At 69.0% G+C, this 14,477-nt stretch carries 15 protein-coding genes and 1 pseudogene; 6 read left to right on the top strand and 10 right to left on the bottom strand.

Features of this window, described 5'->3' with window-relative positions; all coding sequences use genetic code 11:
- The first annotated feature begins 99 nt into the window (after window positions 1–99).
- A complete protein-coding gene (locus QZM15_RS28015) occupies window positions 100–1,005 on the top strand; it encodes an AraC family transcriptional regulator (RefSeq protein ID WP_302107672.1) in 906 nt (301 codons plus the stop codon).
- Window positions 1,006–1,090: 85 nt separating this feature from the next.
- Here the strand turns inward: QZM15_RS28015 and QZM15_RS28010 are convergent, their stop codons facing one another.
- A complete protein-coding gene (locus QZM15_RS28010; protein ID WP_302107671.1) occupies window positions 1,091–1,423 on the bottom strand; it encodes a hypothetical protein in 333 nt (110 codons plus the stop codon).
- A 442-nt stretch (window positions 1,424–1,865) separates the two neighbouring features.
- Here QZM15_RS28010 and QZM15_RS28005 point away from each other — a divergent pair, with 442 nt between their 5' ends.
- Window positions 1,866–3,029, top strand: coding sequence for an aldose epimerase family protein (locus QZM15_RS28005; RefSeq protein WP_059575186.1), 1,164 nt, complete (start codon window positions 1,866–1,868; stop codon window positions 3,027–3,029).
- 33 nt (window positions 3,030–3,062) lie between these two features.
- On the opposite strand, the gene QZM15_RS28000 is transcribed toward QZM15_RS28005, so the two are convergent.
- From QZM15_RS28000 to QZM15_RS27990, 3 genes and pseudogenes are all read right to left on the bottom strand, one after another.
- Window positions 3,063–3,923 (bottom strand): PhzF family phenazine biosynthesis protein, encoded by an 861-nt coding sequence (locus QZM15_RS28000; RefSeq protein WP_059574872.1) that lies wholly within the window; start codon window positions 3,921–3,923, stop codon window positions 3,063–3,065.
- A gap of 25 nt (window positions 3,924–3,948) precedes the next feature.
- Window positions 3,949–4,215 (bottom strand): annotated as a pseudogene (locus tag QZM15_RS27995) (TrmB family transcriptional regulator); the annotation flags it as partial.
- 109 nt (window positions 4,216–4,324) lie between these two features.
- On the bottom strand, window positions 4,325–5,296 hold the full coding sequence (locus QZM15_RS27990; protein WP_302107670.1) for an AraC family transcriptional regulator: 972 nt from the start codon (window positions 5,294–5,296) through the stop codon (window positions 4,325–4,327).
- 94 nt (window positions 5,297–5,390) lie between these two features.
- On the opposite strand from QZM15_RS27990, the gene QZM15_RS27985 reads away from it, so the two are divergent.
- Together QZM15_RS27985 and QZM15_RS27980 are read left to right on the top strand one after the other, a co-directional pair.
- Window positions 5,391–6,224: an oxidoreductase gene (locus QZM15_RS27985; protein WP_059574878.1), complete on the top strand. Its 834-nt coding sequence runs from the start codon at window positions 5,391–5,393 to the stop codon at window positions 6,222–6,224.
- A 135-nt stretch (window positions 6,225–6,359) separates the two neighbouring features.
- On the top strand, window positions 6,360–7,196 hold the full coding sequence (locus QZM15_RS27980; RefSeq protein ID WP_089466092.1) for an alpha/beta fold hydrolase: 837 nt from the start codon (window positions 6,360–6,362) through the stop codon (window positions 7,194–7,196).
- An 81-nt stretch (window positions 7,197–7,277) separates the two neighbouring features.
- On the opposite strand, the gene QZM15_RS27975 is transcribed toward QZM15_RS27980, so the two are convergent.
- The 4 genes from QZM15_RS27975 to QZM15_RS27960 form a co-directional block, all read right to left on the bottom strand.
- The gene (locus tag QZM15_RS27975) at window positions 7,278–7,985 is read right to left on the bottom strand and encodes a DUF3142 domain-containing protein (protein WP_302107669.1); all 708 of its coding nucleotides are present in this window, start codon (window positions 7,983–7,985) and stop codon (window positions 7,278–7,280) included.
- Window positions 7,986–7,990: 5 nt separating this feature from the next.
- Window positions 7,991–10,159 (bottom strand): hypothetical protein, encoded by a 2,169-nt coding sequence (locus QZM15_RS27970; RefSeq protein ID WP_302107668.1) that lies wholly within the window; start codon window positions 10,157–10,159, stop codon window positions 7,991–7,993.
- 145 nt (window positions 10,160–10,304) lie between these two features.
- Window positions 10,305–11,717, bottom strand: a complete 1,413-nt coding sequence (locus QZM15_RS27965; protein WP_302107667.1) for a 3-deoxy-D-arabino-heptulosonate 7-phosphate synthase — start codon at window positions 11,715–11,717, stop codon at window positions 10,305–10,307.
- Window positions 11,718–11,745: 28 nt separating this feature from the next.
- A complete protein-coding gene (locus tag QZM15_RS27960) occupies window positions 11,746–12,507 on the bottom strand; it encodes a 2-keto-4-pentenoate hydratase (protein WP_275905420.1) in 762 nt (253 codons plus the stop codon).
- Window positions 12,508–12,873: 366 nt separating this feature from the next.
- On the opposite strand from QZM15_RS27960, the gene QZM15_RS27955 reads away from it, so the two are divergent.
- Window positions 12,874–13,353, top strand: a complete 480-nt coding sequence (locus tag QZM15_RS27955; protein WP_124659122.1) for a universal stress protein — start codon at window positions 12,874–12,876, stop codon at window positions 13,351–13,353.
- 13 nt (window positions 13,354–13,366) lie between these two features.
- Complete coding sequence (locus tag QZM15_RS27950) at window positions 13,367–13,558, top strand: DUF2964 family protein (RefSeq protein WP_059640780.1); 192 nt, start codon at window positions 13,367–13,369, stop codon at window positions 13,556–13,558.
- 118 nt (window positions 13,559–13,676) lie between these two features.
- Here the strand turns inward: QZM15_RS27950 and QZM15_RS27945 are convergent, their stop codons facing one another.
- Entirely contained in the window at window positions 13,677–14,021 is a 345-nt protein-coding gene (locus QZM15_RS27945) for a tetratricopeptide repeat protein (protein WP_059574898.1), read from the bottom strand.
- Between the two features lie 56 nt (window positions 14,022–14,077).
- Window positions 14,078–14,446: a hypothetical protein gene (locus QZM15_RS27940; RefSeq protein ID WP_275905419.1), complete on the bottom strand. Its 369-nt coding sequence runs from the start codon at window positions 14,444–14,446 to the stop codon at window positions 14,078–14,080.
- Window positions 14,447–14,477: the final 31 nt, after the last annotated feature.

The following is a 14,477-nucleotide window of genomic DNA, read 5'->3' as shown; positions in this document are numbered from 1 at the left end:
GCTGGCGCATCATACCAGTGCCGCCGCGGCGCGAGCGGCGTGCGTCACCGTGATTTGCTAGAGTGACCACTCCTGTCATTCGTGTCTTCGCATCGTCCCATGACCACCGCTCAGCCGGACACCGCGTCCTCCGATTTCATCCCGGCCGACGTCAGGCAGACCATCGTCACGCAGGCGTTGCCGAAGGGGCAAATCGGTATCGTCCGACTCAAGACCTTGCGCCGGAACATGGGGCTGACCGCGCCCTATGAACTGGAGAATACGGATCTGATCGTCTTGCAGTTGCATGCGTTCGGCGAACAGGATCTGTGGCTCGATGGCCGCCCCGCGCCGTTCGTTCCGTACGACGCGGGAACCGTGTCGATCTACGATCTCGACCGTCGCTGGGTGGCCGACCTGAAGGGCGCGTTCGATTGCCTGCATTTCCACCTGCCGCGCCCCATGCTCGAGGAAACGGTCGACGACCTCGGCGACCGGCGGCGGCCGCAGCTTTATCTGCCGCCGCATCTGAGCACCCACGATTCGGTCATCCATGCGCTCGGACGCGCGCTGCTGCCCGCGCTGGCCCGGCCTGGCGAGGCATCGCAGATCTTCATCGATCACGTAGGGCTGGCGTTCCAGGCGCACGTCGCGTGCCGATACGGCGGCATCGGCGAACGGCGGGAAAAGTCGGACGGCAAGCTCACGCCGTCGCAGGCGCGCCGCGCGAAAGACCTGCTGCTCGCGCATCTCGACGGCAACATCGGGCTGGCCGACGTGGCGAGCGCGTGCGGGCTGTCTCGCAGTCATTTCGTCAAGGCGTTTCATCGGACGACCGGGCTGCCGCCACATCGCTGGCTCATCGTGCAGCGCGTCGAACGGGCGAAGGAGTGGATGCGCAACCCGGACGTGCCGTTGAGCCTGATCGCCGCCGCGTGCGGCTTCGCCGATCAAAGCCATTTCTCGCGAACCTTCACGCGGTTGACCGGTGTCACGCCACGCCGGTGGCGCGCGGACCATACGTGATCGCGATCGTCGCGATGCGAAGGCGGGGTGCGCCGGTCCGCGCCGCGAGCCGGGCGAGCACGTTCGTGGCGAGCCTGCGCGGCGCTTACCCGTAGAGGTCGATCAGCATGTCGAGATTGCGTCGCGTGCGCGGTTCGAGCGGCGCGAATTCCGCCGAGCGAAACAGCGGCGCCTGCTCGCGCAAATGGACGAGCGCCCGCTTGCGGCCGACGCGGAAGCTGGCCGACGGCGCATCGGGATCCTGTGCCCATTCGCGCGCGATCGCACGGTCGTGTTCGCGGAGCCGGTCGGGCGCGGCCGCGAGGATCGCGAGATCGGCGTCGAGAAAAATCTGCCCCGCGCGCTGCCACGGCGGATCGGCGGCGTACGTTTCGGGCAGCCGGTGCGACTGCGTGGCTAGGACGAGATCGCGGCCCATGGACGGATGCGATGCGTGCGCGTGCAACCATGACGCGGTACAGTGCGTGTTCGCGACCCGCACGAGCGCTGCGCGCTTCGTTGTCTGCGTCGTCCTGCAGCGTCGTCGCGTAGACGACGTCATGGGCCCATGCCGCGAGCTCGATGACCGGCCACGGCGGTTCCGTACGATACGGCGCGAGGTGCGCGAACAATTCCGCCAGATGCGCGAGCGTGTGATCGAAGCGCCGCAGCTCGCCGTATGCGCGCTCGACGAGCGGCCACACGGCCGCCGCGCCGAAGCAGGCATCGCGGGCGGCGCGCAGCGTGCGCGCGATATCGGTGGAGACGGCGTTCATGGCGGCGATTGCTCGGGCGGACGATGCGCGCAGCATGGCAAACGTGGCGCCGTGCGGGCATGCAACTTGCGCGCCTGCACGGGCCGCACCACTTTGGAGATTTTCATGAAACGACGCTGGCCGCGACAACCGATGCTCGCGATAGGTGTGTTCGCAACGTTCGCGCTGCATGCAGCCGCCGCATCGGCGGCGCCCGACGTGTCGATCAGCCGCGCCGATTACGGGACGACCGCGAGCGGGCAGGCGGTGAGCCAGTACACGCTCGCGAACCGGCACGGCGTGACGCTGAAAGTCATCACGTACGGCGGCATCGTGACCGCGCTCGACGTGCCCGACCGCACCGGCCACGTTGCCGACATCGTGCTCGGCTTCGATTCGCTGCGCGACTACGAAGCGCACAACGGCAACATCCATTTCGGCGCGCTGATCGGCCGGTATGCGAACCGCATCGCGGGCGGGCGTTTCACGCTCGGCGGCAAGACGTGGACGCTGCCGGTCAACGACGGGCCGAACACGCTGCACGGCGGCCCGGACAGTTTCGACGCGAAGGTGTGGAAGGTCACCGGTACGCACAGCGACGCGGCCGGTTCGAGCGTCACGCTGCGCTACGTGAGCCCCGACGGCGAGAACGGCTTCCCCGGCACGCTGACGACGGACGTCACCTACACGCTGACCCGCGACGACGAGATCCGCATCGACTACCGCGCGACGACCGATCGGGACACGGTCGTCAACCTGACCAACCACAGCTACTTCAATCTGGCGGGGCAGGCAGCCGGTAGCGTCGAGCGGCAACTGATCGAGATCGCCGCATCGCGTTTCACGCCGACCGACGGCACGTCGATTCCGACCGGGCAACTGGCGAGCGTCGCGGGCACGCCGATGGATCTGCGCCAGTTGACGCCGATCGGCGCGCATTTGCGCGATGCGTATCCGCAGCTTGCGATCGCGCATGGCTACGACCAGAACTGGGTGCTCGACCAGGGCGGCCAGACGGCGCCGGCGTTTGCCGCGCGTGCTTACGACCCGGCGTCCGGGCGGTTCCTCGAGCTGTACACGACGCAGCCGGGGCTGCAGTTCTATACGGCCAACGGGTTGAACGGCAGTGTCGCGGGCAAGGGCGGAACGGCCTACCGGCAAACCGATGCGTTCGCGCTGGAGGCCGAGCATTTTCCCGATTCGCCGAATCATCCGGCCTTCCCGTCGACGGCGCTCAAGCCGGGCGAGACGCTGCACGAAGTGACGGTGTGGCGGGTAGGCGCGCGATGAGCGTCGGCGTCGGCATCGGCGGGCGTGCGTCGGTCACACGTTGATCACGCCGCGCCCGATTTCGATCACGCGCCCGCCGACGCCGATTTCGCCCGCGGCATCGACCGACAAGCGCAGCAGGCAGGGCCGGCCGACGGCTTCGCCTTGCTCGACCCGAAACGCGGCCGGCAGATCGTGTCCGGCGGCGAGCAGCCAGCCGCCCAGATTCGCGCAGGCCGATCCGGTGCCTGGGTCTTCCGACACGCCGCCGCCTTGCTTCACGAAGAAGTAGCGGGACACGACCGTCCCCGGGCGCGCGGCATCGAACGCGAACACATAGGCGGTCTTGCGGCCGAGGCTGCTTCGCGGCCAGACGTCGAGGTGCGCGCTATCGGGCTGCGCGCGCCGCACGGCGGCCGGGTCCTTGAGCGCGACCAGCAACTGGTCGGCACCGGTGTCGACCCACAGCGGCGGCGCGAGCAGGTCGCTTTCCGCGATTCCGAGCAGCGCCGCGACCTGCGCATTCGGCAACGCGCACGGCGCCGTGTTCGGCATGCCGGCGTGCGGCGCGATGAAGGTCCACACGTCGCCGCGCGCGGCGACGTCGACGACGCCGGCCTTGAATTCGAGCGACAGCGCATCGCCTGCCTCGAGCAGGTCCCGCACGACGTGCGCGGTGCCGAGCGTCGGATGGCCCGCGAAAGCCATCTCGTAGCCGGGCGTGAAGATGCGCACGCGTGCATGCGCGCGCTCGGACGGCAGCACGAAGGTCGTCTCCGACAGATTGAACTGCACGGCCAGCGCCTGCATGGTCGCGTCGTCCATGCCGCGCGCATCGTCGAACACGCACAGCGGGTTGCCGCCGAACGTCGATTCGGCGAAGACGTTCAGCAGGCGGAAGGTGTACTGGGTCATCGGTATCTCGTGTGGGTCGGCCCTGTTTGTCGAGCGGTGCGAGCATCGCCTGCATGTCGGGATGCTTCAGCACTTTCCGGTATTCTGCCGGACTCATCGCGTCGAGCAAGACGCGACCGCTCACGTCGGCCTTGATGGACTCGACCGCGAGCAGCGCGATGACCGGATGGGTCGTCAGCGTCGCGTGGTCGGGCGACTGGTCGCCGAATTCCGCCATCGCTGCCTCGGTATTGTCCGCGACCGCGACGGCCAGCCGCCGGCCCGAGAGCCGAAGTCTCGCGCTGGCGCCGCAGGGCATCCGGGGCGTGACCGCGTTCATCCTGAAGTCGCTGGCCTGCCGCGCTCGATGCGGCGCGATGAACGCGCGCGTCGCGGCCGGGGTTCGGCACACGTCAACGACGTCAATGCGACGACACGAACACCGCATCGTCGAACGCTTCCGGAATCGCGAAGCTCGCGCGCATGCGCTGCGCTTCCTTCGCCGGCGTCAAGCCGAACAGGCGCTTGAATTCCCGGCTGAACTGCGACGGGCTCGTATAGCCGACCGCATAGCCGGCCGCCTCCGCCGTCAGGTCCTGGCGCACCATCAACAGCCGCGCCTGATGCAGCCGCGTCGATTTCAGGTACTGCATCGGCGACACCTGCGTGATCGCCTTGAAGTGACTGTGAAAGCTCGGCACGCTCATGCCGGCTTCGTCGGCCAGTTGCGACACGTCGAGCGGCCGCGCGTAATCGGCGTGGATCATGCGCAACGATCGCCCGATCCGGCCGTATTGCCCGCGCATCGCCAGCGCGCTGCGCATCGCGTGGCCCTGCGCGCCGGTCAGCACGCGGAAATACAGCTCGCGCAGCAGCGCCGGGCCGAGCACGGCGGCGTCGAGCGGCCGCTGCATCGCGTCGACGAAACGCAGCACCGACGCGTGCATCGCTTCGTCCATCGGCGTCGACATCATGCTCTTCGGCGCCTGCACCGTTTCCGCGACGCCCACGCGGTCGATCTGCGCGGCGAGTTCGGCGGCCAGCGTGAAATCGAGGTGCAGGTACAGCGCGAGCAGCGGCCGATCGGGCGTCGCGTCGGTTTCCATGCTGAACGGGACCGGCACGGAGACGGCCAGATAATGGTGTTCGTCGTACAGATAGCACTCGCCGCCGAAGTAGCCGCGCTTCGACCCCTGGCACACGATCACGATGCCCGGGTCGTACAGCACCGGCGTGCGCGACAGCGCGCGGTTCGAGCGCAGGATGCGCACGCTCGGCAGCGCGGTCAGGTTGTAGCCCTCGTTCGGCGCCAGCGCGCGCAGCAGCGCCACCAGGCGCTTCCGGTCGCGCGGCGACAGCGCTGGAGATCGGGCGGAGACGGGCACGGTGCTCATAGTTTTGTGCAAGAAAATCAGCGGAATCGGGCTTATTCGGCGTCGTTCGTCAGACTAGTATGCACGCTTGAATCGACATTCGGGAGAGGCTCACATGGCATCCGGCAACATCATGCTCATTACCGGCGTCAGCAGCGGTTTCGGCCGCGCGCTGGCCCAGGAAGCGCTGGCCGCCGGCCACACAGTGGTCGGCACGGTGCGCAGCGCGCAGGCGGCGCGCGACTTCGAGGCGCTGTCCGCGCAGGCGGCCGTCGCACGCGTGCTCGACGTGACCGATTTCGAGCGGATCGACGGCGTCGTCGCGGACATCGAGGCGAACGTCGGGCCCGTCGACGTGCTGGTGAACAACGCGGGTTACGGGCACGAAGGGATCATGGAGGAGTCGCCGCTCGACGAGATGCGCCGCCAGTTCGACGTGAACGTGTTCGGCGCGGTCGCGATGATGAAGGCCGTCGTGCCGTTCATGCGCGAACGCCGGCGCGGACGCATCCTGAACATCACGTCGATGGGCGGGCACATCACGATGCCGGGCATCGCGTACTACTGCGGCAGCAAGTTCGCGCTGGAGGGCATTTCCGAGACCCTCGGCAAGGAACTCGAGCCGTTCGGCATCGCGGTGACGGCCGTCGCGCCCGGTTCGTTCCGCACCGACTGGGCCGGCCGCTCGATGGCGCGCACGCCGCGCTCGATCGCCGACTACGACGCGCTGTTCGACCCGATCCGCCGTGCGCGCGAGGAAAAGAGCGGCAAGCAGCCGGGCGACCCCGCGAAGGCCGCGCGGGCGATGCTCGCCGTCATCGCGGCGGACCATCCGCCCGCGCATCTGCTGCTCGGCAGCGACGCGCTGCGGCTCGTGCGGAGCAAGCTGGCGGCGCTGGACGACGAAATCCGCGCGTGGGAGGCGCTGACGGTGTCGACGGACGGCTGACGCCCGCCGCCTCGTCCGTTTCCTGCCGGTGGAGGATCGGCCATCGCATTGCACGATGGCGTCGTGGTTTCACAATAAAGCCGATAATGGCGGCGGCCCGTTCGCCACGTTCATCCACCTCACAGGAGTACCGCGATGCCGTACGTCACCACGAAGGACAACGTCGAGATTTTCTACAAGGATTGGGGTCCGAAAGACGCGCAGCCCATCATGTTCCACCACGGCTGGCCGCTTTCCAGCGACGACTGGGATGCGCAACTGCTGTTCTTCGTCCAGCACGGCTATCGCGTGATCGCGCACGACCGGCGCGGGCACGGCCGCTCGGCGCAGGTCTGGGACGGCCACGACATGGACCATTACGCGGCGGACGCGTTCGCGGTCGTCGAGGCGCTCGACCTGCGCAATGCGGTGCATGTCGGCCATTCGACGGGCGGCGGCGAAGTGGCGCGCTACGTCGCGAAGCACGGCGAGCCGGCCGGCCGCGTCGCGAAGGCCGTGCTGGTCAGCGCGGTGCCGCCGCTGATGCTGAAAACCGAATCGAACCCCGAAGGCCTGCCGCTGGAGGTGTTCGACGGCTTCCGGAAAGCGCTCGCCGACAATCGCGCGCAGTTCTTCCTCGACGTGGCGAGCGGTCCGTTCTACGGGTTCAATCGCGAAGGCGCGACCGTGCACCAGGGCGTGATCCGCAACTGGTGGCGGCAGGGGATGGAAGGCGGCGCGAAGGCGCATTACGACGGCATCAAGGCGTTTTCGGAAACGGACCAGACCGACGACCTGAAGTCGATCTCCGTCCCGACGCTCGTGCTGCACGGCGAGGACGATCAGATCGTGCCGATCGCGGATGCCGCGCTGAAGTCGATCAAGCTGCTGAAGAACGGCACGCTGAAGACGTACCCGGGCTATTCGCACGGCATGCTGACGGTCAATGCGGACGTGCTCAACGCCGATCTGCTGGCGTTCGTGCGGGCATGACGGTGGCGGCGCCGGCCCGCCGCGGCGGGCGGCGCCGCGATTGAAAACCGGCGATCCGACGCCCGTCGAACGTCCGCCACACTAACCGTTGCGCAGGAACACGACGTAGCCGCGGAACCACGGGTTCGTCGCGAGATACGGCGGCGCGTCCCAGTCGCCGCCCTGGATCACGCCGATGCGAAACGGCAGTTGCAGCCGCGCGACGCGCGGCAGATACGCCGCGTAGTCGGGGATCGTGCGGCGGCCCTGGTAGGTCTGCACGACCACCTCGTCGACGATGCCCTTGAGCGCGTTGACCTGGTCGGTATCGATGCGGCTGCTCCAGTCGAGCAGCCCCGTGATGCTGAGCCGGCAATCGGCGGGCAAGGTCTCGCGCAGCGTGCGCAGGAACGCCAGGTAATCCTGCAGGTGGCGCGTGCCCGCATCGAAATCGATCTGGATGCCGGCGATCGTGCGGCCCGACGCACGCCAGCGCGCGAGCTGCGCGAGCATGATCTGCGTGACGCGCGGCGTCCAGCGCAGCGTATGCGCACGATAGACGAGCCACACGCGCGCGTCGGGCGCGGGCGGCAGCGCGACGCCCTGCGCGATCACGCGCACCTGCGACTCGTCCCGCGGCGACGCCTCGATCTGTCCTTGCAGCACGTAGACGATGCGCGCGTCGCGCACGACCGCCTGCGGCTTCACGCCGGCCCACAGCCAGAACGCGTCGTACCGCGCGGCGTCGACGGTGCCGGCCAGCGCGACGCGCGCGGCCAGCAGCAGCGCGACGCACGCGATGCGCTTCATGCGGCCTACCAGTAGTAGCGGAGCTTCTGCGCCCACGGGCTGCCCGGATAGGCTGTCTTCAGCGTGTCGAACCAGCGCTTGCGCGTGCTCTTCGACACCTCCTTGCCGCCGCATTCGTTGGCGCCGGCCGGTGCATAGCACCTGATCGCACGGTAGAACGCGTACGCGCGATCGTTCGGGTTCGCCTGCGTATCGGCCATCACCGTCACGTAGCTCGACATCCGCTCGTACGGCTTGCCGGCGAACTGCGACGGCGCCGCGCCGAGCGTCGGCGGCACGCGCGTGGCGGCCGCGCTCGATCCGTTGCGGACCCACGCGGGCACCGGATCGATTTCGAGGCCCGACGCCGGCGGATGCAGGCGCACGAAATCGGCGAGGCAGTTCAGTCCTTTCGGATCGGCCGGATTCTGCTGCAGCGTCGCGGCGACGTCGCGCGCCGAGGGGCACGTGTAGCCGTCCTCGTTTTTCGCGCCGGCGGCGATGAAGGGCTTCAACGGATCGGCGGGCGTGCCCGACACCAGCGCGGTATCGGCGAGGAAGTCCGCGTAGTGCGAACGCGTGAGTTCCTTGTACAGCAGTGTATACAGCGCGGTGTCGCGCAGCGCGCCGCTCGTCGCCTGATTCTGCGCCTGCGCGCGCAACAGGTCGGCATTGGCCGCGCGCTGCAGCAGCACCGCACGGATCGCGGCGTTCTGCACGAGCGAATCGTCGGCGAACGCGTCGTTGACGAGCCCGGCCTGTTCCAGGTTGATCGCGAGCGCGAGTTCCAGCATTTCGCGCTGGAAGCGGAATTTCGCGAGCGGGATCAGGTCGCGCCACAGCTGGCGGGCCGTGTCGTTCTGGCCACTGTCCTCCAGCGCGAACCCGCGCAGCGCCTGCTGGCTGAGGCCGAAGTAGTCGAGCGGCGCGGCGGGCGTCCGCGGCAGCAGATCGAGGGCGGCGTCCGGCTTGTGCCCGATCTGCACGTACCAGGTCGCGAGCAGGTAGTCGTACAGCGCGGGCGCGTTCGCGAAGCGCGGCTTCTGCGCCTGCAGTTCGTCGAGCGTCATCGGCTTGCGGCTCGCATCGCTGCTGTCCGACGCGCGCATGCGCAGCAGGTCGACGGTGGCGAGCACGGTCGGCGACTGGATCTGGCCGGCGTCGAATTCCGGGCCGAACAGCAGCTTGCTGTCGAGTTCGTTCGCCAGTTGCATCAGCGGCACGTTCGACGTCGCCGGCGACCAGCGCGCGAGCGCATGGCCGTACAGGTCGGCCTGCTGCGTGACGTTGCCGCCGAGCCACGCGACCCGTCGCAACAGCCCGGCCGCGGACACCGCATAGCGCCCCTTCGGATACACCTTCAGGTAGGTGCGGAACACGGTGTTCGCCGCGTCGAGCGACACCTTCGTCACGCGCGCGCGCGTCGGCGTCGGGCTGTCGTGGTCGAATACGTTGGCTTGCGCGGCGTTCAACTGCGCGCGCCCGGCCATGTAGAGGCCGGTTTCCTTCAGCCACGGGTCCGCGCTGTGCGATGCGTTCGCGAACGCGCGGGTCGCGGTGAGGAAGTCGGCGCGATAGAACGCGTTCGTGCCGTCGAGGTACGCGGCGAACTGCTGGCCGAGCGGCGACTTGACCGGCGGCTTCATCCACGCGGCGCTTGCGGCGCCCGCGCCACAGGTTTTCTGCGCGATGTCGGCGCGTGCCGCGCGCAGGCGGGCGGCTTCGTCGGCGGGCAGGCCGCCGGCGCCGCCGAGTGCTTCGTTGAACGCGTCCGCGCCGGCGCTCATGCTGCGGCAGATGCTGCCTTCGCCGTCCGCGTACCGGTTCGACGACGCATCGGCGTCCGCCGCGCTACCGGTCTTGTCGGGCTCCTTCTGGCCGATGTAGATCCATCCGGAGAAATCCATCGGGAACGGCACGACGATCTGGTTGATCCGCTCTTTCGCCGGGATGGTCTTCGGGTCCGGGAACACCTGCGCGACCTTGGCGCTGTCGGCCATCATCAGCATTGCGTTGATGCGTGTGTCGTTGGCGGGCGTCAGCATCGGCACGTTGCCGCACGAGTATGAAGCCTGCCGGAGCGTGGTCGGCACGTAGCAGCCGTCGTCGCCGCTGGCATGGGCGGCCGGCATCCAGAGCAGGCTGGCCGCCAGCGCGGCGAACAGGTTGCGGTGCAGCGTCGGTGTTTTTCGCATTTTTCTTGTGCTGGTTAGGGGCCGCGACGGCCGGGTCTCTCAGGGGGCGCGCTGCCCCGGCGCGTATCGTACCTCACGGCGCGTGACGGCCGGCGGGGCGCCAACCGAGCCGGGCGCGCGCGAGCGTCGCGGCCGTGCCCGCGCCTCACGCGCACACGCTGCTGGCGATGCCTCCGTCGTCCATTTCGTCGAGCGTGGCGCGCAAATCGTCGATGGCCACCATCAGCTCGCGCACTTGCCGCAACGACGGGTACTGATGCAGCACGGCTTGCCATTGCGGCAGCGTCAGCAGGGCATGCCAGATGACGCCGAGGCCGTCCGGATCGGCGTCCGGCCGCCGCGCGAGCGCGCTCGCGTATTCGAGGCTCGCCTGCGCGGACAGCAACTGCATCCGGCTCGCGGCGCCGAGCAGGCGCGGCGTCGCGTCCGCGGACGCGTCGCAGCAATACAGCACTTCGCGCGGCAGCGCCGCTTCGTCGGTCGTCAATGCGTGCAGCGATGCGCCATGCACGCGCACCGTGCCCTGATGCGTCTCGAATGCATAGACCGTGTCGGGATCCGCCTGCGCGAGCAGGTTCAGGCCGCGCAGCAGCCGCGGCAGATCGGTCGTCGCGGCATCCGCGGAGGCCTTTGCTTCGACGAGGAAGCGCACGTTCCACGCAGGCGCCGGGTCGCCGCCGCGCGCACGTTCGAGCAGGATCGCATCCCATTCGGTTTTCGCGCGGTCGTGCCGGCCCGGGATCGACGACGGCACGCGCATCGACGTGACCACGCGGTAGGTACGCTGCTCGTCCACCGCGTCGAGCCGGCACGCCAATGCGTCGAGCGCCTGTGCCGCCAGCGCTTCGACGGCCGCGCCGCGCCGCTGGGACGCGGCGCCTTGCGCGACGGCCACCGTGCTGCCGACGAGCGGCCCCTGCCGGACCCACAACGCGCGGTAGCGACGAACGTCCTCGTGCGCGGCGAGCGCATCGAGCCGCAGCATGCGTTCGAGCGCGGGGCTGTCCTTGAGCCTGACGATGTCCTGCTCGAATGCCGTGTCGGTCGCCGTCTCGGGCCGCGCGAGCAGGTGCGCGAGCGCCGCGTGCAGTTCGGCCCACGACGCCGCGGCCGCGGCCGCGTGCAGGCGCGCGAGGCCGTCGCGCTGCCATGCGTGGGCGCTGCGCTCGAGCTTGGCCGGGTGCGCGATCGCATTGACGGCCGAGTGCAGCGCGCGCCGGTCCTGCTCCGCGTGCGCGGACAACGACGCGTATTCACGCACGTTCGGCGCATCGTGGCGCAGCACCGATGCCTGAAACGACGGATCGCCGGACGACGGATCCATCGCATCGCGGATCATCCGCCCAAGCGCGTCGATGAAGCGCTGCCGCAAGTCCGCGCCGGGCGCGTGGCCGTCCGCCCGCATGCTGCGCGCTTCCTCGATCACGATCGCCAGCGCGGTGGCCGGGTTCGTCGCGTCGGTCAGCGCCGACGCGCGGTCGAGCGGCGGCAGCCGGTAACGGCGCGCGACGGTGCGCAGCGTCGCGTCGAGCAGGGCGGGAAGCGGTGTCAGCGACATGGCGGACGGCGTGAAAGCGACCGAACCGTCACGCGGTCAACGTCACCGACAGGCTGCCGAGCTCGCCGAAGCGGACCGTCAGCACATCGCCGAGCGGCACGTCGATCGCGCCCGCGTACGAGCCGGTCGTCACGATCTGGCCGGCGCGCACCGCGTCGCCGCGCGACGCGAGGAAATTGACGAGCCACACCAGCGGCTTGAGCGGATCGCCGTCCGGATGGCTGCCGTCGATCGTGCGGTTCAGCGCGCCTTCGAACGACAACGCCAGCGTCGCGAGCGGCACGTTCAACCCATCGGGCACGACCGGGCCGACGCACAGCCCCTGGTTGAATTGCCCGTCGGCCAGCAGCTCGAACTTCGACGCGCGCGCGGGCTCCGCGTAGCGGCAGCCGAGCACCTCGAGCACGATGCGCACCTCGCGGATCGCCGCGCGCACGTCGTCTTCGTCGTACGGGTGCTCGCGCGCGGGCAGGTCGCGATCGAGCACGAATGCGATTTCCGGTTCGATCCGCACGATCGGTCCGCCGACGACGCGGTACGGTGCATCGGCTTCGCGGATCGTCGACGCGAAGATCGGCGCGAGGATCACGCGATCGGGCGGCGGCAGCGCGCATTTCCATCCGCCGACGGGTTCGCCGAGCAAATCGGCCACGCGCTGCTGGATCGCGAGCGCGGTCTCGATGTCGTCGGGACGCAGTGCATCGGGCAACAGCGGGCCGGGCGAGCCGGCATGGCGGGCGGCGACGAGATGCTGGGCGGCGCCGTCCACGCGTTCGATAGTCGTTGTCATGTCGGTTGAGCGAGTTGAAAGTGGGGCCGGCAAAAAAGGGCCGGACGAAAGTCGCATGGTTGATGATAGCGCCTTCGGCGCGATGGCTGTTCGGTCGTGTCGGGATCGAGAGCGGCAACGCGAGCACGGAAGCCGGCGGAATCCGCCCGGACGCTCGGACCGACATGCGGATCGGCGGCCTGATCGACGACGTGGTTCGCACTTCCGGTTCCGCTTCGCCGCTTGTCCGGGCGCCCGCGTCGTCCGGTCGCAGGCCGGACGTTTGCCGGCTTGATCGTCGTCAAGACCGGAACCCGCTGTCGGCCGATGATGACGACATGGCCGCACGCGACAGCGCGCGCGGCAACTCACCCCAGCGAGGTTCGCATGTACGAGAAGATCATGGTGGCCGTCGACGGCAGCGCTTCGTCGAAACAGGCGCTTGCCGAGGCCGTGAAGGTGGCGCTGGCGGGCGACGCGCACGTCAGCGTCGTGTATGTGGTCGACAAGTCGGTGCTGTTCACGTATGCGGGCCGTATCGATCCGCACGCGCTCGTCGAGGAAATCCGCGACGACGGGCGCAAGGTGCTGCGCGAAGCCGAACAGATCATCGCGCTGGCCGGCGCGAAGGGCGAAGCCGAACTGGTCGAGACCGAGAGCATCGGCGAGGACATCGCGGAGCGGCTGCAGCGCTACGTGAAGGAGCGTGGCATCGATCTCGCGGTGGTCGGCACGCACGGGCGGCGCGGCATCCGGCGCGTGCTGCTCGGCAGCGTCGCCGAGCGCTTCGTGCGCGGCTCGAAGTGCCCGGTGCTGCTGATTCGCGGCGACGACGCCGACGTGAAGGCGGCCTCGGCCGCGGCATGACGCGGTGCGCGCGATGATACGCCGCCAGTACCGCATCGTCGTCGCGGCGATCGCCGTGTTCATGTCGCTGGCCGGAATGATGGCCGTCGTGACGGGCCTGTTGTTCGATGCCGCGACGATGCTGCGCGGCGGCGCCATCGCGTTGATCGTCGGCGTGGCCGGCTTCGTCGTGATGTTGAACCCGGGGCCGAAAGGCGAGGAGTGATGCGTCGCGTCGCGCGCGATGGCGAACGCATCCGCACACGTCGACATGCTGTCCCGCGACGATCCGCGCCAGCCGTGATGTGGGGTTTCCCGACGATCACGGCTTGCCGCGCGTGTCGTCACGTGCGGCTCGTACCGGGCGCCGTCGCACCGGCCGAGCGCGCCTGCACGTTCAACCGCTTCAACGTTTCCGCCAGCGCGGCGTTCGCCGGCTGAATTTTCTCCGCCTGCGCGAACGCGTTGCGCGCTTCATCCCGGTGGCCCAGCTTCCACAGCACTTCGCCCTTGCGCTCGAGCCCGATCGCCAGGGCTTCGCGCGCGTCGTCGTCCTTCGCGAGGATTGCGATCGCGCGGTCGAACCATGCGAGCGCGTCGTCGTTGCGGCCGAGGCGATACAGCGCCCAGCCCTTGCTGTCGAGCGCATACGCCACGTCCGGCGATTGCGCGAGATGCGTGTCGATCATCGCGAGCCCGCGCTCGACCGCGACGCCCGCATCGGCGAGCCGATAGCCGACGTCGTTCAGCCGATCGTCTGGAATCCTGTCGGAAGATCGACGTTGCTCGGCGTGCGCGACTGCGCGTAGTCGGTGTCGCCGTTCGCATCCGAATGGCCGCACGGCAGATATCCGTTCTCCACGTCTAGCAGATACGGGACGCCGGCGTGCACCTTTTGGCCGCCCGGGTCGATCAGATGGAACGACTCGCCGAGGTCGCCGTCGCCGACGACCGCGTTGAACACCCACTTCTTTTGCGGATGCCATTTCGGCAGGCGAATCCTCGCCGTGCGGCCGGCCGCGTCCGTCGTGCCGAAGATCACGCTGTCGTGCTGGTCCGGCTTGACGGGCACCCCCGCAATGACCTGGCCGGGCAGAAACAGCCGGTCGCGCACGTTCGGCCGCGGTTGTTGCGCGCAGCATAGC

Origin of the sequence: Burkholderia sp. AU44665, from assembly GCF_030504405.1 — a bacterium.
Lineage (GTDB): Bacteria > Pseudomonadota > Gammaproteobacteria > Burkholderiales > Burkholderiaceae > Burkholderia > Burkholderia semiarida.
The sequence above is the reverse complement of the archived record's forward strand: the minus strand, read 5'-3'. Positions and strand labels throughout refer to the sequence as shown.